19 protein-coding genes are annotated in these 21133 nt (G+C 29.1%); 10 read left to right on the forward strand and 9 right to left on the reverse strand.

The window, feature by feature from the left end:
• Position 1: 1 nt before the first annotated feature.
• Entirely contained in the window at positions 2-3454 is a 3453-nt protein-coding gene (locus ACKI5C_RS05785) for a C1 family peptidase (protein WP_407432227.1), read from the reverse strand.
• A gap of 361 nt (positions 3455-3815) precedes the next feature.
• Here ACKI5C_RS05785 and ACKI5C_RS05790 point away from each other — a divergent pair, with 361 nt between their 5' ends.
• Positions 3816-4844: a cobalt-precorrin 5A hydrolase gene (locus ACKI5C_RS05790; protein ID WP_407432228.1), complete on the forward strand. Its 1029-nt coding sequence runs from the start codon at positions 3816-3818 to the stop codon at positions 4842-4844.
• A 1-nt stretch (position 4845) separates the two neighbouring features.
• On the opposite strand, the gene ACKI5C_RS05795 is transcribed toward ACKI5C_RS05790, so the two are convergent.
• On the reverse strand, positions 4846-5094 hold the full coding sequence (locus ACKI5C_RS05795) for a UPF0147 family protein (RefSeq protein ID WP_296794146.1): 249 nt from the start codon (positions 5092-5094) through the stop codon (positions 4846-4848).
• 144 nt (positions 5095-5238) lie between these two features.
• Between ACKI5C_RS05795 and ACKI5C_RS05800 the strand changes: the two genes are divergently transcribed.
• Positions 5239-5394 (forward strand): Met repressor, encoded by a 156-nt coding sequence (locus tag ACKI5C_RS05800; protein ID WP_296794143.1) that lies wholly within the window; start codon positions 5239-5241, stop codon positions 5392-5394.
• A 2-nt stretch (positions 5395-5396) separates the two neighbouring features.
• On the opposite strand, the gene ACKI5C_RS05805 is transcribed toward ACKI5C_RS05800, so the two are convergent.
• From ACKI5C_RS05805 to ACKI5C_RS05820, 4 genes are all read right to left on the reverse strand, one after another.
• Complete coding sequence (locus ACKI5C_RS05805; RefSeq protein ID WP_407432229.1) at positions 5397-5969, reverse strand: class II aldolase/adducin family protein; 573 nt, start codon at positions 5967-5969, stop codon at positions 5397-5399.
• A 7-nt stretch (positions 5970-5976) separates the two neighbouring features.
• Positions 5977-7587 carry a DNA-directed DNA polymerase II small subunit gene (locus ACKI5C_RS05810; protein ID WP_407432230.1) on the reverse strand — a complete coding sequence of 537 codons (1611 nt, stop codon included), beginning with the start codon at positions 7585-7587 and terminating at the stop codon, positions 5977-5979.
• Positions 7588-7820: 233 nt separating this feature from the next.
• Positions 7821-9230: a transposase gene (locus ACKI5C_RS05815; RefSeq protein WP_407432231.1), complete on the reverse strand. Its 1410-nt coding sequence runs from the start codon at positions 9228-9230 to the stop codon at positions 7821-7823.
• A gap of 340 nt (positions 9231-9570) precedes the next feature.
• Positions 9571-10782, reverse strand: coding sequence for an MATE family efflux transporter (locus ACKI5C_RS05820; protein WP_407432232.1), 1212 nt, complete (start codon positions 10780-10782; stop codon positions 9571-9573).
• Between the two features lie 681 nt (positions 10783-11463).
• On the opposite strand from ACKI5C_RS05820, the gene iorA reads away from it, so the two are divergent.
• The 3 genes from iorA to ACKI5C_RS05835 are packed head-to-tail and all read left to right on the forward strand — an operon-like array spanning position 11464 to position 14265.
• Positions 11464-13356, forward strand: a complete 1893-nt coding sequence (gene iorA / locus ACKI5C_RS05825; protein ID WP_407432233.1) for an indolepyruvate ferredoxin oxidoreductase subunit alpha — start codon at positions 11464-11466, stop codon at positions 13354-13356.
• Positions 13353-13931, forward strand: coding sequence for an indolepyruvate oxidoreductase subunit beta (locus tag ACKI5C_RS05830; protein ID WP_407432234.1), 579 nt, complete (start codon positions 13353-13355; stop codon positions 13929-13931). The genes iorA and ACKI5C_RS05830 overlap by 4 nt, the downstream gene beginning before the upstream one ends.
• A gap of 55 nt (positions 13932-13986) precedes the next feature.
• Positions 13987-14265 carry a hypothetical protein gene (locus ACKI5C_RS05835; protein WP_296806418.1) on the forward strand — a complete coding sequence of 93 codons (279 nt, stop codon included), beginning with the start codon at positions 13987-13989 and terminating at the stop codon, positions 14263-14265.
• Positions 14266-14347: 82 nt separating this feature from the next.
• On the opposite strand, the gene ACKI5C_RS05840 is transcribed toward ACKI5C_RS05835, so the two are convergent.
• Together ACKI5C_RS05840 and ACKI5C_RS05845 are read right to left on the reverse strand one after the other, a co-directional pair.
• On the reverse strand, positions 14348-14776 hold the full coding sequence (locus tag ACKI5C_RS05840; RefSeq protein ID WP_407432235.1) for an amino acid-binding protein: 429 nt from the start codon (positions 14774-14776) through the stop codon (positions 14348-14350).
• 8 nt (positions 14777-14784) lie between these two features.
• Positions 14785-16083, reverse strand: a complete 1299-nt coding sequence (locus ACKI5C_RS05845) for a phenylacetate--CoA ligase family protein (protein ID WP_407432236.1) — start codon at positions 16081-16083, stop codon at positions 14785-14787.
• Positions 16084-16334: 251 nt separating this feature from the next.
• Here ACKI5C_RS05845 and ACKI5C_RS05850 point away from each other — a divergent pair, with 251 nt between their 5' ends.
• The 5 genes from ACKI5C_RS05850 to ACKI5C_RS05870 all read left to right on the forward strand — a co-directional run bounded on the left by ACKI5C_RS05850 (position 16335) and on the right by ACKI5C_RS05870 (position 20621).
• Positions 16335-17945 (forward strand): sodium:solute symporter, encoded by a 1611-nt coding sequence (locus ACKI5C_RS05850; protein WP_407432237.1) that lies wholly within the window; start codon positions 16335-16337, stop codon positions 17943-17945.
• Positions 17945-18058 carry a symporter small accessory protein gene (locus ACKI5C_RS05855; RefSeq protein WP_407432238.1) on the forward strand — a complete coding sequence of 38 codons (114 nt, stop codon included), beginning with the start codon at positions 17945-17947 and terminating at the stop codon, positions 18056-18058. The genes ACKI5C_RS05850 and ACKI5C_RS05855 overlap by 1 nt, the downstream gene beginning before the upstream one ends.
• Positions 18059-18088: 30 nt before the next feature.
• Positions 18089-19267 carry an MFS transporter gene (locus tag ACKI5C_RS05860; protein WP_407432239.1) on the forward strand — a complete coding sequence of 393 codons (1179 nt, stop codon included), beginning with the start codon at positions 18089-18091 and terminating at the stop codon, positions 19265-19267.
• A gap of 125 nt (positions 19268-19392) precedes the next feature.
• A complete protein-coding gene (locus ACKI5C_RS05865) occupies positions 19393-19686 on the forward strand; it encodes a hypothetical protein (protein ID WP_407432240.1) in 294 nt (97 codons plus the stop codon).
• A gap of 248 nt (positions 19687-19934) precedes the next feature.
• Positions 19935-20621, forward strand: a complete 687-nt coding sequence (locus ACKI5C_RS05870; protein WP_407432241.1) for a carboxymuconolactone decarboxylase family protein — start codon at positions 19935-19937, stop codon at positions 20619-20621.
• Positions 20622-20633: 12 nt separating this feature from the next.
• Here the strand turns inward: ACKI5C_RS05870 and ACKI5C_RS05875 are convergent, their stop codons facing one another.
• Positions 20634-21047, reverse strand: coding sequence for a pyridoxamine 5'-phosphate oxidase family protein (locus ACKI5C_RS05875; RefSeq protein WP_407432242.1), 414 nt, complete (start codon positions 21045-21047; stop codon positions 20634-20636).
• Positions 21048-21133 lie beyond the last annotated feature (86 nt).

Here is a 21133-nt window from a genome sequence, read left to right on the forward strand (position 1 = left end):
TTTAATCCTTAATGATTATTGTATTTGCAATTTTCATTTCATCATACTGTGAAGTAATGATGTATTCACCAGCCATTAAATTAATGTTTAACTTAGCTATACCTTTGGAATCCGTGTATCTTGTGTAGAATACTCCGTTGATATTGAATGTAACTCCAACTTCTGCTAATGGATTTCCTTTACCATCTAAAACAGTAACATTAAATGTTGAACCATCTTTATATTTCATCTCCAAGTCAGTGGCGTTTAGGGTAGGCAATACTGTAATGTTATATGACATTTGAAGACCGGTCAATGGATCAATTGCCGTTAATATATAGTCACCAGGATTCAAGTTAATGTTTAATTTTGCTGTTCCGTTTTCATTGGTTGTACGATTGTAAAATACACCATTAATGTTCATTGTAATGTTAACACCAGGTACTGATTTACCTTGACCATCAATTAATGAAATGTAGAATTGTGATTCATTTTTGAAGTACTTTACTAGGTTGTCGGCTATTAATGTTGGCAATACTGTAATAGTATTTTCAACTGTATTATTATTGTAGGTTGTTTTTATTGTGTAGTTGCCTGGATTTAAGTTGATTGCTATAGAAGCAGCTCCATTTTCATCACTTACTCTGGTATAATTTCTGCCATTGATTTCAAAGGTTACAGTTTCGTTAGCAACGTCTATTTCTGCAACAAAATTGGATTCATTTTTATATATTTTAACTAAATCTTGGGTGTAAATAGGTAAATCAAATGCGTAGACTTTTAAACAAACGGTTCTATTTAATGAAGAATAATCAATCCAATTTTCACCATCTGAACTTACAAAGCTGGTATTTTCCTTGTAATGTTGTCTTGATTTGAATTGATAAGGAATCATGTTATTTTTAAGGACCACTTTAAATGTATCATTTTCTTTAACTGGGATATATTCATTTAATTTAATAGTTTTAAATCCTGGAAATTCGCTTGTACCATTTTGTGTGATTTTTAACTCATCATTAACGTATATTTTAAGTTCATAATCTATGTTTGAATCGTTAAAGTAAGTACCAACTCCACCTAAAAGGTTATTAGAAATGGCAGTGTATTCATTTGAATAATATGTGTAATTTTTATCTGTTTCTCTAAGTCCCATTAAATCAGTCTGGTAATTATATTTGTAATTTTCAGTATTTTCAAATATAAATGCTATTCCATATACTGGTTTATAATGTGTTAATAGTGTAGTATCATAATATGAAATGTATTGATATCCATTTTCGCCTATATCGGTACCCCAACTGTTTTTTAATATCCAAGCACCATCACCTGGAGGTGTAATATTGAATTTATCTTTACTATAGTTATCATCCCATCCAACTAAAGAAACAAGGTGGTTACATTGGTAAATATCCTTATGATATATGGAAACATCATCATCAAAGTACTGTCCGTCACCAAGGTCCATTACTGCTACAGCACCGTATTTTAGTATTGCTTGTTTGATTAAATTATTTGTTTCATTAGAATTAATGCGATCAGCAGTTTTTTTTACAGGAATTAAAACCGCATCTTGAACATGGATTTTATTCACATCAAATATAACATCAGATATTTTTCCCTTTTCATCATAAGTATCATATTCTTCAGGTATTGGCCCAAACCAATTTAATATAAATCCTAACGCAGTTGTTGAAAGACCTCCTTCAATATTTTCATCGTTTCCATATCTACTATAGATTATTCCGTTATTTCCTATATTGTTTTCTGAAAAATCATATTCCACACCAGTTGCTTTTAATAAAGCAGATTCTAAACTGGCTAATGTACCAAAAACCCAGCAATAACCCTTATCTAATTGATCTTTAACAGGACTAACCCATCCCCATTCACGCAAATCAAATTTGGCGGGGAGGTTTGCAACATCAATGCTATTATTTATTAACTCGATTTTTATTCCTTCATTAACAACTACCTGTGGATAAATTTTATTGTCCCAACTAAATTCATCATTATTTACAGTGTTATTCTCATCAAGATATTTGACAGTGAAAAATGAAGAAATACTGTACTTAGAATTGTTAAAAAATGAATTTTTAATATATGAACTGGAATCATAAGCATAAATCGTGCAGGGATTTAATAAACTACTATTTTCAACTTTATTTCCAATAAAGCACACATTATCAATAGTTAAATTTGATAATTCAGCGTAAATTGCTCCGCCATTTTTAAAAGCAGAATTATTAATAAACTCACTATTTTTTAAGGTAAAATTTGTCAAAGAAGTATATATTGCCCCAGCACTTACACCTGCATTATTATTGATAAATTTAGATTCTTCAATATTTAGTTTACCATTTAACTGTAATATAACACCGCCAAATTCACTATTACAATTAATGAAAGTTGTATTAACTACATTAATGCCTTTTGAATTATCTTCAGCCTCTGCACATATTACTCCACCATTTTTCTGAGATTTGACATTTATAAAGTTACAATTTTCGATATTAATGTCATCTAAAGACTTATAGATTATTGCACCTCCGGTTTTCAATGCAGTCAAGTTAACAAAATCACAATTTATAATTTTTCCACTAGTTTTAATAGAATAAATTATACTAGAATAATTACTAGTTATATTTGCAAAAGTAGTATTTTCAATATAAATTAAAGAATTTCCCAAGTAAAATAAACCCCAATTCAATTCATTATCACTGATAATTGTAGCATTCTTCAAGTTAAATATAGCATCATCTATTGAAAGAGCATTTCCCTGTTCACCTGCTTTGTTGTTGCCAAGTATTATGTTGTTTATTGTGACCTTACTTTTTTTATCATCCGTATCTATATTAACGTATATTGCTCCACCATAGCTGGTGGCTTTGTTGTTGGTGAGTGTTGTGTTGTTTATTATAATATTGCCTCTTGCATATATTGCTCCACCATATTTGGCTTGGTTGTTGGTGAATGTGGCATTGTTTATTGTTAAATTATTTTCTGTGCTTATTGCTCCACCATATTTGGCTTGGTTGTTGGCGAATTTTACATTGTTTAATGTGATTGATACATTTGAAAAAATCGCTCCGGCATCACCATCACTCATATTTCCATTAATAAAAATAAGATTATTGATTGTTATGTTATTTCCGCTAATGTTGAATATTCTTGATTGGTTTTTCCCATCAATTGTGTGGCCGTTACCGTTAAGGATAAAATTATCCTTATTAATTAAAATTCCTGTATTTTTATCAGTTACATTGTTGAAGGCATAATCTTGATTCAAATCTAAAGATGTACCTGCATTTTCTATTTCATCACTTAAATTTGTGAATGAAGCTTCATTAGTTGTATAAACTTCATTTTGAGAATTTTCTGTACTTATAACATCTTCAGCACAGTTTTCGGCTACACAAACAAAACCAACAGATAGGATTAAAATAAGTACCACAATCATGATTTTTAAAATCTTCATATTTATCTCCATTTATTTAACATGTAAAGAAATATTATTAATAATTATACATTTTATACAGTTAATTGATATTTATTACAAATTATTCAAAAAGAGGTGGACATAAGTGTTTTAATATTTTTCTTATTTTTTATCATTTAATTATTTACACTAGGAAGTATAATCTATTATTATACTTAATTAACTTTTTAATCGTGTTTTTTAGGGTTTTAAGAGAGGATAAACTTGGTCAGCAATTATTAATTTTTTTGGACTTGAAAGAGAGACTTACTCCATAAATGTTAATTACCAAAATGATAAATATGTTAGTATAGAAGGTGGAGAGATAAGGTATTAAGTAATTGATATATTTTGTGATATTATGAAAATAGCTATTTTATCTGTTTCAAAAAAAGGTTTAGATTTGTCCTTTAAAATAAAAGATTTATTAGATAAAGATTCTACAATAATTAAATGTGATGTTTATCACAAAGATGTAAAAAACACTTTTAATTTATTATTTTATGAATATGATGCTATTATTGCTATTATGGCTTCCGGCATATTGATAAGAAGTATTTCACATTTACTCGAATCCAAAACAACAGATCCTGCTATTTTAAACATTGATGACAATGGGAATTTTGTCATCAGTATGCTTTCAGGCCATCTTGGCGGAGCAAATCAATTGACATCTAAAATTTCTACTTTAATTAATGCAACACCTGTTATAACAACTTCTACTGATGTTAATAAAAAATTAGGAATTGATGTTTTGGCAAAAGATTTGTATTTATCTATTGATAATACAAAAGAGATTTTACATTTTAATAAATCAATTTTAGAAGGTAAAGAAGTTTCTTTTACAGTCAATAGTAATGGAAATTATGATTATTTATTTGAATATCTAAATGATAATACACTTGAAATGGATGTTTCAATTTATTTTTCAAGTAGGATAAATGATAATGAAATTGAAGCAGAATGCGACAATCACAAAATTATATTAAGACCTCGCAAAATTGTCTTTGGAATAGGATGTAAGCGTGGTAAATCATCTTCTGAAATAAAAAAAGCAATTGATAAAGTATTAAATGATTTAAATATGGATATTTCTAGAATTAATATGCTTTCATCAGCTGAAATTAAAAAAGATGAAAAAGGTATACTGGATTTATCAAAAGAATTGAATATTCCTGTTAACTTTGTAGAAATAGATAAACTAAAGTTATTCAAATCAGATGATATTCAAAAATCAGATTTTGTCATGTCAAAGTTTGGAATTCCTGGCGTATGTGAACCGTCAGCATTGATTACAGCAGGATATGATTCAAAATTAATATATAAAAAAACAGCTTTTGATGGTGTTACAGTTTCGGTGGCATTGTCAAATAAAAAAATAATTAAATAAATTAGATTGCTTCTAATTTAGATAATACTTCCCAGATTAAGGTTCTAGCATGAACTGGGATGTTTGGATCATTACTGATTTCATCTAATTTTCCTAAAACAGTACTTATTCTTACGGATTGGTCTTTTTCTTCATCTTTTAAGAGTTTACTTGATTCGTTAGCTGCTTCTCTAATATTACGTGGAACACTATTTTCATTTGTGATATATTCTAGTATTTCACATACTTCGTCAATATTTTGATTGCTCATAAAAACTCCTCCTATAAATAAATAAAAATTAGTTTTTAAATATTATAAAATAATATGTTAAATCTAATATTTAATTGTTTGTAGTATTTCGAATATTTTTTTCATAGAAAAATATATATTAAGTTAAAAAATAACCTATATAACATGTCAGATGTAAGCAAAACTACAATAAATTTACCAAGTGATTTGAAAAAAGAACTTAAAATTATGGCTATTCGCGAAGATACTTCATTATCCGGATTAATATTAAAAATGATTAATGAAGGATATGAAGCCAGAACAAAAGATTCAGTTGAATGATATTAAATATCTTTCACTGAATTCAACATATAAGCTACGAATTGAGTTTTTGCAGATTCTTCAATGAATACAGCGAGAGATTCAGTTTCTTTTAGATTTTTACCAACACATATAAAACCATGATTTTTTAAAATAAGCACATCTTCTTTTTTAATGCCCTCGGATGCTTTTTCAGCAAGATCTTTACTTCCCGGTTTTTCGTATTCAATACTTGATAAATATTGATTTTTAATTTCACCAAAACCTTCTAATCTTTTAATTTTTTTATTGCTAAAAGCAAATCCAGTTGTATATGGAGAATGAGTATGAATAATTGCATTAACATCTTTTCTTTTATTATAAATTCCTAAATGCATTCCAATTTCGGATGAAGGGTTACCTTTAGTCAATATATTGGATTTCATATCAACCAAAACTATATCTTCTTCATTTAATCCATTAATGGCTTTTAAAGTAGGTGTAATAGCAATATAGTCTCCAAGCCTAATACTTACATTACCTGATTTTCCTGAAACTAATTGTTTGTCGTAAAGATTGTTGCATACTTCTATTAATTTTGAAACATTATCATACATAATATCACTAATCTATAAATCTAAATAGCTTATATTCCCCTTTGTGTATTACAGGAACCTGAGCAGGAGTAGGTTCGATGTTTTTTATTTTCTGGTATTCCGTTTGAGTCTGGAAAGTACCTGAGTTAATTAAATGTATTCCATTGTATTTTTTATAAGAATTAATGTGAATGTGGCCTGTATGGAAAATATCAGGAACATGTTCTATAACTAAGTAATCTTCTAATTCAGAAGCTAAAGGAGTTCTTTCACCATAAATAGGAGCTAAATGTCTCTTTCTTAAAAGTTCAACCATCATTTCTTCATTTTTCTCGTAACTTAAACCTTTAATAGCCATTGGCAATTCATTGAAACTTTCTCCGTGGTAAATTAACACGTTAATACCATCTAGAGACACTACAGCCGGATTACTTACAAATTCAACGTTATTTAATTGGTACAGTGATTTAGCATACTCTTCAGGAACAGCAGGCTGTGGTTCAGCAAGTCTTGAAGCATCGTGGTTTCCCGGAGTTATAATAATTTTAATGTCACTTCTTACATTTCCTAAAAATCTTGCAGCTTCTTCATATTGTTGACGAATATCTTTAATGGACAGTTCTTTGTCCTGATTAGGATAGACACCAATACCGTCAACAATATCTCCTGCGATAATCAAATATTTAATATCTTCGGCGATTTTTCTTTGTTCTTCATTACCAAATTCACAGTTAATCCAGTCAATGAACTTTTGAAATGCATCTTCAAGGAAAGTTAAACTTCCAATGTGAACATCAGATAAAAATACCACTCCAAAATCCATTTTCTTTTCTTCAATTCTTAAAACACCAGGATAAATTAACTGATTAGCTATAACGAAGTCATTATCTTTATTTGCAATTACTCCAACAACTTCATCTCTAACGAGTTTTTCGGCTTCGGCAAATAGCTCTTCATTTTTATTAGAAAATAATATTGATATAGATCCAGTATCATCTTCAAATTCAACAAATTTATGTCCATTTTTTGTGGATCTTATTTCTTTAACCATTAAAATTAAATTCAATGTTGTTTGACCGTCTTCAATATCAGCTACTTTTGTGGTCATTTTTAAATCAGGTCTTTGCCTTAATATTTTACTTAATTTTTCATATCTTGATTGGAAATAGGTAATTAAGTCTCCAATTTCTCCACTTGTATAGGATTTATTAGAACTGTCCTGCAGGACTTCAAAATCATATTCAACATCGATTTTCTCTAAATTTCTTTTAAATTCTATTTTTGTATCTTCTACTTTTTCAGATTCATCAATTTTTATTATACCTTCTGATTTTGATTCTTCTTTTTTATCTTCATTTGGAGTTGGTTCAATTGCTTCATCTGTTTTTACTTCAGCTTCTGTTTTCTTTTGAACTTCACTTGTAGTTTCTTCACTTGAAGCCACATTGCCAGTAATTACATCAATTGTTTTACCATCAACTGCTATTAAATCTACAGCCTTAAAATCGCTACTTTTAAGCTTTACAATTAATTCAGAAGCAAAATTTGTAGGATTGTCTGATTGCATTACTTTTTTATAAGCATCAGGTGATAAATTAATTCCTTTTTTTGCAAATTTAAGTAAAATATTATTTGACATATTAGTTAAAATTTTAATTTTCAATGTTTATAAACTTTGAGAATATGAAAAGGTTATATTTCCTGGGAAGGTAATTTTCAAAAATGTGATAAAAAATAGATAAAAAATAAAGATGTTTTTAATCCTTGGATTTAACGCAATGTATTTAGTATTTTTTTTTTAAAATGATGGAGTGTTGGCGGAAATTATTTAATTTTGAACATTTTTCATTTTCTCCATTTTATTTTCTTATATTAAGTTAATGATATGAATTTTATTGCACTAATAACTGAATTTAAATCCATTTTATTTATTTTTATTAGATTAAATAATCTTATTAGATTGTATGAGGCTACAATGGCAAACATTAGGTTTTGTACTCTTTTTAAACCAATTATTGGAATATGGTCATAATCATAGATTCTTTTGAAAGTTCCGTTGTGTGCTTCTACAGTCTTTGAACGTAGTTTATAGTCTTTTATTCCATCTTCAGTGGACATTAATCGCTCTACTTTGTATGTGACGTCGTGAACGTATCTTGTTATTGTTCTGTGGTTTGTTGTGTAGCAGGTTCCTTTATGTTTGCATTTTTTGCAAGCTTGGTAGTTGGAATAGACTAATTTGATTTTATTTCCTCCCCCTTTTTCTTGTGGTGCGGGATATGCACCGTCAAGTGTTAATTCTTGTTTTTCTGGACAAATAAAAACATTTTTATATTCATTAAAAACAAAATAATCTATAGCAAAATGATTATCAGGTAGATTACCTGAATTCTCTCTATTTTGCTGTTTTGTTGGAATTAAGGCAGTGATACCTAATTCTTCGAGATATTGCAAATTTGCTAGTGTTGAATATATTGTATCCGCGCTAATTTTTTCGGGTTTAATTTTTAAATTAACGAGGATTTGATTCATTAATGCAGGAATTTGATAATGGTCTGTGGGATTTTGAACTGCATTAACTCCACAAATCAACTTTGATTTTGTATCAGTCCCCAATTGTATATTATATGCAAATTTAGGATATTTTTGTCCTTTATCTTTAATTTTCATTAATCGAGCATCATGATCATTCAAAGCCAACGACACCTGACCAGAATAATCCAACAACTGCCACCAATGAAACAAAATATCAACTTTTTCTTCGTCAGATACTGATTCATCCATTAAAAAATTTCTTGCTGTTCTTCTAAGCTGTTTAATTTCATCTTTTGACAATTCTTCAACCATATAATGCTTAATTAATAGCCTAATGTCTTTTTCTTTAATTATATTAAATGGTGAATTATATGCCTTTTTTATTGTCCCATCAACCGCAATATGTTTAAAATCAGTTAAACCCAGTTTATTAGCCATAATTAGAATAAAATTCATAATTAACTGGAAAATTCCTTGAAAATACTCACGATAATCCCGAATAGTTCGATCTTTTGGTTCAATACCTTGTGAAATTAAATTATACAAATAATTAAATTTAGCATTATAAGCCAAGACTACAGAACTTGTTATTTTATTAATATAACCATAAAAAATTAGTTTAATCATATCTTTAAGTTCAAATGGAGGTTTTCCTTTACCAGACGTTATTCGTTCAATTTTAAAGAAATTAAAAGCACCATCCACAATAACAGATGCAAGATACATAAGCCGAAATTCTTCATCCATTTTATCAATTTCCCTACTTTTATCACTTAGAATCAGTGAATTTAAAATCATATAAATCAAAACCCCATATAATTAATTAAATAATTATAGAATTAACTATAATTAATTATATATTTGTAATTTATAATATAAATAAATTTTAATAACTTATAGTTAGAATAAAAAATAAATAACTAATATTATCAAATATTAACAATAATTTAAATAGTATAAAAAAAATTGAAGTTAAAAATCCCAAGAAATGAAAAAAATAAGAAAAAATCAAGCAAAAAAATTGAAAGTTTATAATTGAACTTTATTTAAAATTAATGTAAAAAATTAGTAAAAAATTGAACTGTTATTAATAACTAATAATTTCCGCCAACACTCCTTCTATAATTTCGACTTTTTCTTCCATAATTACAATTTCTTCTTCCATAAAATTATCGCCGTTTAAAATAGTTTTTGCTACAGAATAAGTGATAATGGAAAATACTACTTCACTTATTGCCATTCCAATCAAAACACCTACTCCTGAAGTAAAAATTTGGGATAACAATGCAATGATTATTATTTCAAAAATTATCAAACCATTTGTTAATACTAATGAATGATAACTTTTTCCAATTCCATCTAACATTTTATTTGATATTATCGTTATCTCTTGAGCGGATATTATGAAAATACCAAATAATGCAATATAAAATACTGATGTTTCAGCTCCTGTAATGGAAAATAAAGCAAATCCATAATCTCTTATGAAGAAGAATACTATAGTAGTAATTAGGGAAATAATTAATGAATATTTGAGTGTGTAATTATACATTTCCTTTAATTTATTGAGTTTTTTTGCACCAAATAACTGTCCACAAATAGTTACTATTGATTTACTGAATGCTTTTTGTGGTGTTGAGATTAATGTTTGAATTTGTGATGCTGTTGAATATAGTAATACTCCAATTTGACCAAGTTGGACAATTAAAATTTTATTAATATACATCATGTAAAAACTCCATAACATGTTCATGATAAAATTTGGAATAGCTACTATAAATATTTCATAAACAATTCCCACTTTGAAATATTTTAAGTTTAAAACAACTTGGGTTTTTCCACTTAAATATAAATATAAGAAACAAATGACAGAAATTGCTGTAGATACTACTGTTGCATATGCTACACCTAAAATTCCCCAATTAAAAACAAAAATAAAAAGAGGATCCAAAATTAAATTTATAATATTTGTTATAATAATTATGATAGTTGGCGTTCTAGTATTTCCTTCTGCTTGAAGGGTACTTACAAATAAATTTGAAATAAGAATTATAAATGAAAATATAAATATTGGAGTTAAATAAGTTATTGCTAAATCAATAGATTTGGTAACACCCATTATATTCAATATATCTTTTAAAAAGGGTATAGCTAATATTAAAACTACACCTAGTATGATACAAGTCAGAATACCGTGCAAAATTGAATTATATGAATCATCATAGTCTTTTTCACCTATTTCTCTTGATATTATTGAATTAGTTCCAATCCCTAATGATTCTCCAAATCCTAATATCATTAAAGTAATGGGTGGGCAACACCAATTGCGAAAAATGCTTCAGGACTTAATTGTGATACCCAAAATAAATCAATTATAGAATAAAGTGAATTAAAAAGTGAAAGAAGAAAAATTGGGGTAGAAAGTTTCCATAATGCATTCTTTGAATTATTTATTATATCTATATTTTCAGTCATTAATCATTAATTTGTTTAATTTTATATAAATAATTTATTTCAATAATAAGAGGTATTGATTTAATTCTTTAACAGGTTAATAATATGATTATTCACAGAATCCATTATATAATTGATTGCGATATTTAAAATTTTTTTTTCTTTTAGTTTTTTACTTATTTTAATTTAAATCAAAGATTTGAGTGTTTTTTTTTGGTTGTTAAACATATTATTGGTAGAATATTTTCATTGTTTTCTTAAGAAATAGGATAATGTATTTTTTCCAATTTTGTTCTTATTTTTTAAAGTACTTAAAAGATAAACATATTAGTACTAAGATTAACAAATAAATATAATAAGATAGGGTAAATTTAAGTAAAATTTTCTCTTAAAAAATAAATGAAATTTAATAAATTATTTTAAGAGAATAATTGGTTTAAACTTAGTAAAATTACAAAATACAGTTAAATATTAATTTTACAAATGTTTGCCAACATCTCTATTAATAGTATTTTGAGGAAAGTATATGAATTTGAAAGAATTAGTCACAGGAGAATCAGGTGATAAACAATTTTTATTAGGTAATGAAGCTGCCGTAAGGGGTGTAATCGAAGCAGGTATCTCTATTGCGGCCACTTATCCCGGTACTCCTTCATCAGAAATTGGAAATATATTATCTGTCTTAGCTAAAGATGCAAATATTTATTTTGAATTTTCCACTAATGAAAAAGTCGCAATGGAGGTAGCAGCAACAGCTGCAGCTTCTGGGCTTCGTTCATTTACATTCATGAAGCATGTTGGAATGAATGTGGCTGCAGATTCATTCATGACTACGGCATATACTGGCGTAAATGGTGGAATGGTAATTTTAAGTGCAGATGATCCTTCACTCTTTTCATCACAGAATGAACAGGATACACGTAATTATGCACGTTTGGCAAATGTCCCTGTTTTAGAACCTTCTAATTGCCAGGAAGTTAAGGACATGGTTAAATATGCATTTGATTTATCAGAAGAATTTAATTTGCCTGTTATTGTAAGAACAACTACTCGTGTATCACATATGCGTGGTGTAGTCGAATTTGGTGATGTTAAAGAGAATTCATCTAATAATGATAATCATTGGATGAGAGGTCATTTTGATAAAGACCCGTCCAAATATGTTCCTGTTCCTGCATTTGCAGGTAAAATGCATGAAAGATTATGTGATAAAATCAGTAAAATTAACAATGAAACAAACAATTCCAATTTTAATGATTCAACATCATTTGCTGATGATAAAAAATATGGTGTGATTTCTTCAGGAAGTGCATTCAATTATGCTTTTGATGTTATTAAATATCATAATTTGGATATGGATATCTTAAAAATCGGATTTTCCTACCCATTTCCGGATAAAAAAGTATTGGAATTTATTAAAGATTTGGATGAAGTCTTTATTGTTGAAGAAGTTGATCCTATAATGGAAAAAGAAGTTTTAGCTATTATTGGTCGTGAAAATCTTGATATCACTGTTCATGGTAAATTGGATGGAACTTTACCTCAATGTTATGAATTCAACTCTGATATTGTAAGTAAAGGTTTTAATAATGTTTTAAACTTCTTAAATAATGAAAATATTACTTTTACGGATAATTTAAATGAATTAATTAATACTATTCCATCAAGAGCCCCTGTATTATGTGCAGGATGTCCTCACAGAGCAATGTATTATGGAATTAATATAGCTATTGATGAATTAGGTTTAAAAACTTCTGATGTTGTTTTTGCATCTGATATTGGATGTTATACATTAGGTATTAATCCTCCGTACAATGCTGCAGATTATTTATTATCTATGGGTTCCAGTGTGGGAGATGGCTGTGGATTTTCAGTTTCAACTGATCAAAAAGTAGCAAGTTTCATTGGAGATTCTACATTTTTCCACAGTGGTATTTCACCATTAATCAATGCAGTTCACAATAAACATAATTTTGTATTGACTGTTTTGGATAATAGGATTACTGCAATGACTGGTGGTCAGCCAAATCCTGGTATTCCTGTAGATGGAATGGGTGATGAAGCACCGGAAATATCTATTCGTAAATTAGCTCTAGCTTGTGGTGTAGATTATGTTCGTGTAATTAATCCGTTTAACTTGGAGCAGGTTGTCAAAACATATAAGGAAGCTTTTGAAAGGGATGATACTGCAGTAATTATATCAAAAGCACCATGTACTCTAATTAAAGGTTTAACTAAAAAACCTCCAGTTAATTTGGTTGAATCTAATTGTAATCATTGTGATAAATGTGTAAATGAACTTGCATGTCCTGCTATTTCAAAAGTCGCTGGAAAAATTGAAATTGATAAGTCATCATGTGATGGATGTGGTGTCTGTATTCAGGTTTGTAAATATGGTGCATTGGAGGTGGGAAAATGAGCTACAGTATTTACATTTGTGGTGTAGGAGGTCAAGGAATTATTAAAACCTCTGTTATTATTGGTGAAGCAGCAATGAATCAAGGTTTGAATGTTGTAATGAGTGAAATTCATGGAATGTCACAAAGGGGAGGATCCGTATCAACTGAACTTAAAATAGGTGATTTTAATAGTTCAATCATTCCTGATACAACTGCAGATATGTTGCTTTCATTTGAACCTGTAGAAACGATTCGTGGATTGCATAAAGTAAATAAGGATAGTAAAATTGTATATAATACTCATCCGATTATTCCATCTTCAACAAATGAAGCTTATCCTGCTGTTGATAGTATTACAAATGCTTTAAAAGAGAATTTTACTCATGTTATTCCTATTGATGCTACTGATTTAGCTTTAGATGCTGGAAATATATTGTCTTTAAATATGGTACTTTTAGGTGCAGTAACTGCTGATGATAATTTCCCATTATCAAAAGATTCAGTAATTGATGCAATGAAAAATAACTTGCATCCAAAATTTCATGAGTTAAATTTGAACGCTATTGAAAAGGGATACAATTCAATCAAAGGTTAAATATTTATATATTATTATGATTAAATCTTTAAACAGATAGAAAAGTTGGGATATTATGGCTTACCAAATAGATAATGCTATTGTGAAAAAAGATAGGACTGGAAAATTAACACTAATTGACCCTGAAGGTCATTTTCAAGATGAAGATGCTTTCATAGCAGTTAAAAGTGATGATTTAATTACAATTCAACTTTTAATTAACAGTATCTTAAACAATGATTTTAAAAGCTGGAGAGAACTCGGTACAATTCCAGATTCAGAACCAGTTAAAAGTTTACTTCCACGTTTAGGATACTCTAGAGATGATATTGCTAAATTATTAAAAGAATTCTAATTCTTTTGGTAATTTTTACTTTTTTTTTTAAAATTTTAATTAATATTAGGTTTGTGGTGTTTAAAAAATAATAAGAAAAGATTTAAATCTTTTCTATATCGTATTTTGTAAGTATTTTTATATTATTTTTCTTAAAGACACCTTTTGCTTTTGCAGTGTCTTCTACTTTCATTGCCACAACAGCTTCACCAGGTTCATTACCTACGAATGCATAGATATATTCTAAGTTAATGTCTGCATCATCTAGAAGTGCCAATACTGAATTTAATCCATTTGGTTTGTCTTGAATTATTGCTACAACAACTTCACTTCCTTTTACAATGAATCCATCATCTTCAAGTGCTTTAGTTGCTTTTTCGTTATCTGATACAATCAATCTTAAAATTCCATATTTGGTTGTATCTGCAACAGATAATGCACGTATATTTATCCCTGCTTTTGCTAATGTATCAATAGCTTTTCTGATTCTTCCTTCTTTGTTTTCGATAAATACTGAAATTTGAATTGCCATGTTATCACCTATAACTCTCTTTCATCAATTACACGAACAGCTTTTCCTTCACTTCTTGGGAGTGATTCAGGTTCGCATAATGTAACATCTACTCTTAATCCGGTTTCTGATCTGATTGATGCTTGTATTTGTTTTTCTAATTTTTCCATTTTTCTGATTTCACTTGAGAATAATTCTTTTGATGCTTCGACTTTAACTTCCACTTCATCAAGAATGTCTGGTCTTGTTACATGTATTAAATAGTTTGGAGTACTTCCACTAACTTTAAGCAATGCTTTTTCGATTTGTGATGGGAATACCATAACACCTTTGATTTTTAACATGTCATCGCTTCTTCCAGTGATTCTAGTCATTCTAACAGTTGTTCTTCCACATTCACATTTTTCATCAATCAATGAAGTTAAATCTTTGGTTCTAAATCTTAAAATAGGCATTCCTGTTTTGGTAAGGGAAGTTAATACTAATTCTCCATTTTCACCAGACTCTAATGTTTCTCCTGTTTTTGGGTTTATTATTTCAGGATAAAAATGATCGTCTTGTATGTGCATTCCGTTTTGTTCATCACATTCCTGTGCAACTCCGGGACCCATTACTTCAGTTAATCCATAAATATTGTGAGTTTTTATTCCGAGGGATGATTCGATTCTTTTTCTCATTTCATTTGTCCACATTTCTGCTCCATGGATTCCTATTTTTAAATTAATATCTTCTAAAGGGATTCCTGCTTTTTCTCTAGATTCTCCAAGATACATTGCATAAGAAGGAGTACATGTTAAAATGTCACTTTGAAAGTCTACCATTGTATCTAATTGCCTTTGTGTGTTTCCGGCAGAAATTGGTATTGTAATTGCACCCATTTTGTTTCCACCATGATGTATTCCAAATCCTCCTGTAAATAATCCGTATCCATATGCATTTTGGATAATATAATCTTTTTCGGCACCTGCCATTTTCAATCCACGTGCAATGCATTCTCCCCATATTTCCAGGTCGTTTTGTGTATATGCAGTTACGGTAGGTTTTCCGGTAGTTCCTGAAGATGCATGGATTTCTACAATTTCTTCACGTGGAACTGCCAAAAGTCCAAGTGGATATGCTTGTCTTAAGTCACTTTTTGTTGTAAATGGTATTTTTTCAATATCTTTTAAAGTTTTTATATCTTCTGGTTTTAATCCAATTTCGTCAAATCGTTTTTTATAAAATTCTACATTGTTGTATGCTAACTCAACGGTCTTTTGCAATCGTTCAAGTTGAACCTTTTCTTTTTCTTCTTTATTCATACATTCTGCTTTTTCATCCCAAAACATATTAATCCCTATATTATTTTTTTATACATTAATAATTGGTTTTTCATATAATATAAAGATTTTTTAATTGTACAATTGTGTACTATCCATATCATGTTTAAAAATGCCTTTTCATTGCTTTTTCATTATTAAAAAATTTTTGAATGAATAATTATTTGTGGAAATTGTATTTTAATGAAAATTTTCAATGAAATAGTTTAAATAAATTAGGTAATATATAGTTAATAGTAATATGATTTAGAGGTTTATTTATGGACGTAATGATTTTAGCTATTGTTTTTATAATCTATATTTTTGCATTAGTTTTTGTAGGTTATTATGCATACAAAAAAACTAATTCCTCTGAAGATTTTATGATAGCTGGTAAAGATACTCATCCATTTATTATGGCAATGAGTTATGGTGCTACTTTTATATCGACAGCAGCTATTGTAGGTTTCGGTGGAGTTGCTGGTGAATATGGGATGAGTGTTTTATGGTTGGCATTCTTAAATATTATTATTGGTGTATTCATCGCATTTGTATTTTTAGGAAAAAGAACCCGTAGAATGGGGCATGCTTTGGAATCCTTAACATTTCCGGAGTTTTTAGGAAAGCGTTTTGATTCTAAATTTATCCATTATTTCTCAGGTTTAGTTATTTTTTGTGCAATGCCGTTATATGCTGCGGTAGTTTTAATTGGGGCTGCAAGATTTTTAGAATCTTCACTTTTAATTGATTTTAGTATTGCATTGCTTATACTATCTATTATTATCACATTTTATGTATTGTTTGGAGGAATCCGTGGTGTAATGTATACTGATGCATTACAGGGAACTATTATGGTAATTGCAATGATATTTTTACTTGTGTTCGTTTATTGGTTACTTGGAGGAGTTACACATGCAAACACAGCCCTTACAAATATGGTAAACTTATATCCTGCGGAGGCCACAGCCACAGGTGGTACGGGATGGACGAGTTTTCCGACGTTTGGAACTACATTCTGGTGGTCATTAGTATCATCCACACTTATTGGTGTAGGTATTGGTGTACTTGCCCAACCTTCATTGATTGTAAGGTTCATGACTGTTAAATCAGATAAAGAATTAAATCGTTCTGTTTTAATTGGTGGTATTTTCATTGCAGTCATGCCAACAACGGCTTATATCGTAGGTTCATTATCAAATGTTTATTTCTATCAGAAATTGGGTAAAATAGCTGTGGATGTTGTCCAGGGAAATATTGATAAAATTATTCCTACATTCATTACATCAGCATTGCCTGAATGGTTTGTATATATCTTTTTATTATCATTAATTGCGGCTGCTATGTCAACAATATCTTCACAATTGCATACTCAGGGAACAGCATTCGGTGTAGATATCTACGGTACAATAAGAAACAAATCCAAACAGAAATTGGATCAGGTTTCTATTTCTAGAATAGGTATTTTACTTGCAATTATTCTAGCTTTAGTAATGGCATTTTCATTACCTGGAAGTGTAGTTGCTCTTGGTACAAGCCTTTTCTTTGAAATCTGTGCTGCTGCATTTTTACCTGTATTTTTAGGTGCACTGTACTGGAAAGGAATTACAAGGCCGGGAGCTATTGCAGGAATTCTATCTGGAACATTGGTAAGTTTATTCTGGATGATATTTGTATTTAAAAAGACTGCTGTAGGATTAGGTATTTGTAAATTTATATTTGGTGTAGAAACTTTATTGCCTAATGCACCTTGGCCATTTATTGATGTAATGTTGATAGCTGTGCCTGTATCTGCAATACTTACTATTGTTGTAAGTTTACTCACCAAACCTCCGGCTGAAGAGGTCATTGATAAAGCATTTTCAAATATAGATGCTAAAGGAAGTGATGCATAATGGTGGTTTTTGGTATTGAAGATCCATGGATTTGGGGAGTATATATTGGAATTATATTATCCACACTTTTATGTATTGTTTATGGTGTTATAAACTGGAATAAAGGAGATTAATTTCTTCTTTTCATATTTTTTTTAAGAATTATGAATGCAAATTATGATGAAAGGATATTTACCAAATCCTTTTTCTTAATTTTTGGAGCATTATTGTTTACTGCTCTTGTGATGTATGCATTGATGTCAACTGTTACAGAGTATGCAACTTCAATGGGATCATCTGCTACAATTGCAGGTCTTGTATCTGGAATATATGTCTTTGGTGGACTTTTGTCAAGAATATATTCTGGAAATGCTCTTGAAAGGATAGGCTGGAGAAAAATAGCATTAATTTTTATGTCCATTCATTTTTTAGCTTGTTTTTTGTATTTTTTTGTTCATGATGTCAGCTTTTTCATCGTTGTGAGATTTATCCATGGTATTGGCTTTGGAGCATCTGCAAATGCAATAGTTACAATAGCTAGTGCCATACTTCCTGAAAAGAGATTTGGCGAAGCATTCGGATATTTCATGCTGGGAACTACTATTGCTATCGGTTTGGGTCCTTATATTGGGGGATATCTTTATGATAATTTTTCTTCTTTTGGCTGTTTTGTGGCTGCTATGGTCTTTTCAGCTATCGCATTATTATGTGTGGCTTTCATTGACATCAATAAATATGATTCTAAACACAAATCTAATGATAAAGAAGAAAATAATTATTCATTTTTAGAAAAAATTTTTGAGATTAAAGCGATTCCCGTTTCTTTTTTCACAGCATTAACGGCTTTAGGTTATGTTTCAATTCTATCTTTCTATAGATTGTATGCGGTCGAAGTTAATTTGGTTGATGCATTTTCATGGTTTTTTGTAATCTATTCAATCTGTCTGGTTCTGTCAAGACCTGTTGCAGGTAGAATTCAGGATAATGGCGGAGATTTAATTGTATGTGTTGTTGGAATTGTTGCACAAAGTATTGGAATTTTTTTAATTGCATTTTCACCATCTTATATTACTGTTTTCATTTGTGCAGTTTGTTTGGCTTTGGGTTTTGGTACTTTAAATTCTGCAGCCACCATTATTGTTACAAGAAATGCCTCTGAAAATCGTCGCTCTTATGCACTTTCGACATTTTTCATTTTCTGTGATGCTACAATAGGTTTTGGACCAGCATTATTGGGATTTTTTGTATCGCCCGCAACAGGTTATGCTCCATTATATTTCATTGCCTCTTTAGTAACATTTTTTGCTCTTCCAATTTCGATATATGTGCTAAAGAGGAATTAATTTTGATTAAACTAAATATTTGTCCTTTTTTTTAGTTAAACTAAATATTTAATAATTAGTTTTATATATTACTTTTCTATAAATATTAATTAAAGGTTTAAAACTTTTAAATAGGGGATGATTTTATGGCAAGAAGAACTAAAAGAAGAAGAACTACGGCTGCTAAAAAAGAAGAAGAAGTTGCAGAAGAGAAAATTGAAACTGTTGCTGAAGAAGAAATAATTGATATAAAAGAAAAAGAAGAGGAAAAAGCAGAAGGGGAAGAAGAAAAAGAAGAAGAAAAAACAGAAGATAAAAAAGTTGTAAAATTAAATTGTGTTGAATCAGTCGCTTATGAAGGTATGAAATACGTTTTTGTAGGCGCATTCATGATTGGCGATTTATTAGGCTTTTATAAGAAAAAAGATTGTGATGATTAATATTATTTAACTAAACTTAGGTTAAACTAAATTTAATCAATTGTTCCTACTTTATTTAGGTTAAACTAAAATATAAATGCTTAATTTTAAATATGGGTTTTGATAAACTATTATTACAGTTATGTGGGAATAATTTGGGTTAAATATTTTATCATCTAATGAAAAAGAAAAATTAATTTTTTCTTTTTCTCAATTTTTAATTTACTATTTTTTTCTAAAAATTTAATTATTTTGTTGGGGGAATTGATTTGAGACTAAAGAGAAATGATCCAGATTTTTTTCATATTTTCAATAATTTCAATAATCATGAAATATTGGAATATGTTTCCATATCAAAAAGAACCAGATTCATTGTAACATTATCTACTTTAATAACAAACACATCAAAAGAAAAATATGCTATAGCTGTTCGTGATGCTCTTGAAGTTTTGTCTCCTATTGAAATTAAAGAGGTTTTATATCAGGCCGTTGCTTATGTTGGTCTTGGAAAAACATTTGAATTATTTGAAATTACAAATGATGTTTTAGCAAAAAATGGTGTTGACCTTCCTTTAGAAAGTATATCTACAGTCAATGTGGATAATAGACATGAAAAGGGTTTAGAAATTCAAAAAAGATATTTTGGTGATGAAGTAATTCAGACTATGATTGATAATACTCCTGAAGGTCAGGAAAGATTCAATGACTTTTTGGCAGGATACTGCTTTGGTGATTTCTATACGAGAGATGCATTGTCCGATCAGGACCGTGAATTAATTACATTCTGTGTACTTGCAACATTGGGTGGTTGTGAGAGTCAGTTAAGAGCTCATGTTTTGGCTAATTTTAATGTTGGTAATGAAAAAGAGATTTTAATTGATGCATTAACTATTCTTTTACCTTATATTGGTTTTCCAAGAACATTAAACGCACTAAATATAATAAATGAATATTAATGCATAAAAGCATTAATATTTAAATTTTAAAGTTTCTTCAACTGCCATCATATTCCTGAATTCGGCTGTTGCATCATCTAGGTAAAATATTCCCATTTCCCATCCGTTTTCTTTATAAATGGCGGCAATTTCTGGCATCAACTCAAAGGTTTTTTCAACAAGTTCAGGATTGCTATCTGCCGTTGCGGTTCCATAATATCTAATGAATTTGTCTTTGTTTGGGCTTAGTGCAACGATTTCTATTTTCGGGTTTTCTTGGATTTGTTTCCATACTTCTTTGAATGTTCCTACTCCGAAGTATATTTTTTCATCAACTAACATATGGAATCCTAATGGTCTGCATTTCGCTTGATCACCATCTATGCTTGCAAGGAAAAACACTCCTGCTTCTGTTATAAAATCATCTACTTTTTTAATATCGGACATTTTATCACCGTTGTAACTATTTTGATTATTCTTATTATTAAATTTTTATTTAAATTCTTATTTTACTTGGATTTTGTTAGTTTTTT

The organism is Methanobrevibacter sp. (assembly GCF_045646045.1).
Taxonomy (GTDB): Archaea; Methanobacteriota; Methanobacteria; order Methanobacteriales; family Methanobacteriaceae; genus Methanocatella.

Coding starts and splice junctions, on each gene's coding strand:
- ACKI5C_RS05785 (WP_407432227.1), bottom strand. CDS start 3,454: ATGAAGATTTTAAAAATCATGATTGTGGTACTTATTTTAATCCTATCT.
- ACKI5C_RS05790 (WP_407432228.1), top strand. CDS start 3,816: ATGAAAATAGCTATTTTATCTGTTTCAAAAAAAGGTTTAGATTTGTCC.
- ACKI5C_RS05795 (WP_296794146.1), bottom strand. CDS start 5,094: ATGAGCAATCAAAATATTGACGAAGTATGTGAAATACTAGAATATATC.
- ACKI5C_RS05800 (WP_296794143.1), top strand. CDS start 5,239: ATGTCAGATGTAAGCAAAACTACAATAAATTTACCAAGTGATTTGAAA.
- ACKI5C_RS05805 (WP_407432229.1), bottom strand. CDS start 5,969: ATGTATGATAATGTTTCAAAATTAATAGAAGTATGCAACAATCTTTAC.
- ACKI5C_RS05810 (WP_407432230.1), bottom strand. CDS start 7,587: ATGTCAAATAATATTTTACTTAAATTTGCAAAAAAAGGAATTAATTTA.
- ACKI5C_RS05815 (WP_407432231.1), bottom strand. CDS start 9,230: ATGGATGAAGAATTTCGGCTTATGTATCTTGCATCTGTTATTGTGGAT.
- ACKI5C_RS05820 (WP_407432232.1), bottom strand. CDS start 10,782: ATGATATTAGGATTTGGAGAATCATTAGGGATTGGAACTAATTCAATA.
- iorA (WP_407432233.1), top strand. CDS start 11,464: ATGAATTTGAAAGAATTAGTCACAGGAGAATCAGGTGATAAACAATTT.
- ACKI5C_RS05830 (WP_407432234.1), top strand. CDS start 13,353: ATGAGCTACAGTATTTACATTTGTGGTGTAGGAGGTCAAGGAATTATT.
- ACKI5C_RS05835 (WP_296806418.1), top strand. CDS start 13,987: ATGGCTTACCAAATAGATAATGCTATTGTGAAAAAAGATAGGACTGGA.
- ACKI5C_RS05840 (WP_407432235.1), bottom strand. CDS start 14,776: ATGGCAATTCAAATTTCAGTATTTATCGAAAACAAAGAAGGAAGAATC.
- ACKI5C_RS05845 (WP_407432236.1), bottom strand. CDS start 16,083: ATGTTTTGGGATGAAAAAGCAGAATGTATGAATAAAGAAGAAAAAGAA.
- ACKI5C_RS05850 (WP_407432237.1), top strand. CDS start 16,335: ATGGACGTAATGATTTTAGCTATTGTTTTTATAATCTATATTTTTGCA.
- ACKI5C_RS05855 (WP_407432238.1), top strand. CDS start 17,945: ATGGTGGTTTTTGGTATTGAAGATCCATGGATTTGGGGAGTATATATT.
- ACKI5C_RS05860 (WP_407432239.1), top strand. CDS start 18,089: ATGAATGCAAATTATGATGAAAGGATATTTACCAAATCCTTTTTCTTA.
- ACKI5C_RS05865 (WP_407432240.1), top strand. CDS start 19,393: ATGGCAAGAAGAACTAAAAGAAGAAGAACTACGGCTGCTAAAAAAGAA.
- ACKI5C_RS05875 (WP_407432242.1), bottom strand. CDS start 21,047: ATGTCCGATATTAAAAAAGTAGATGATTTTATAACAGAAGCAGGAGTG.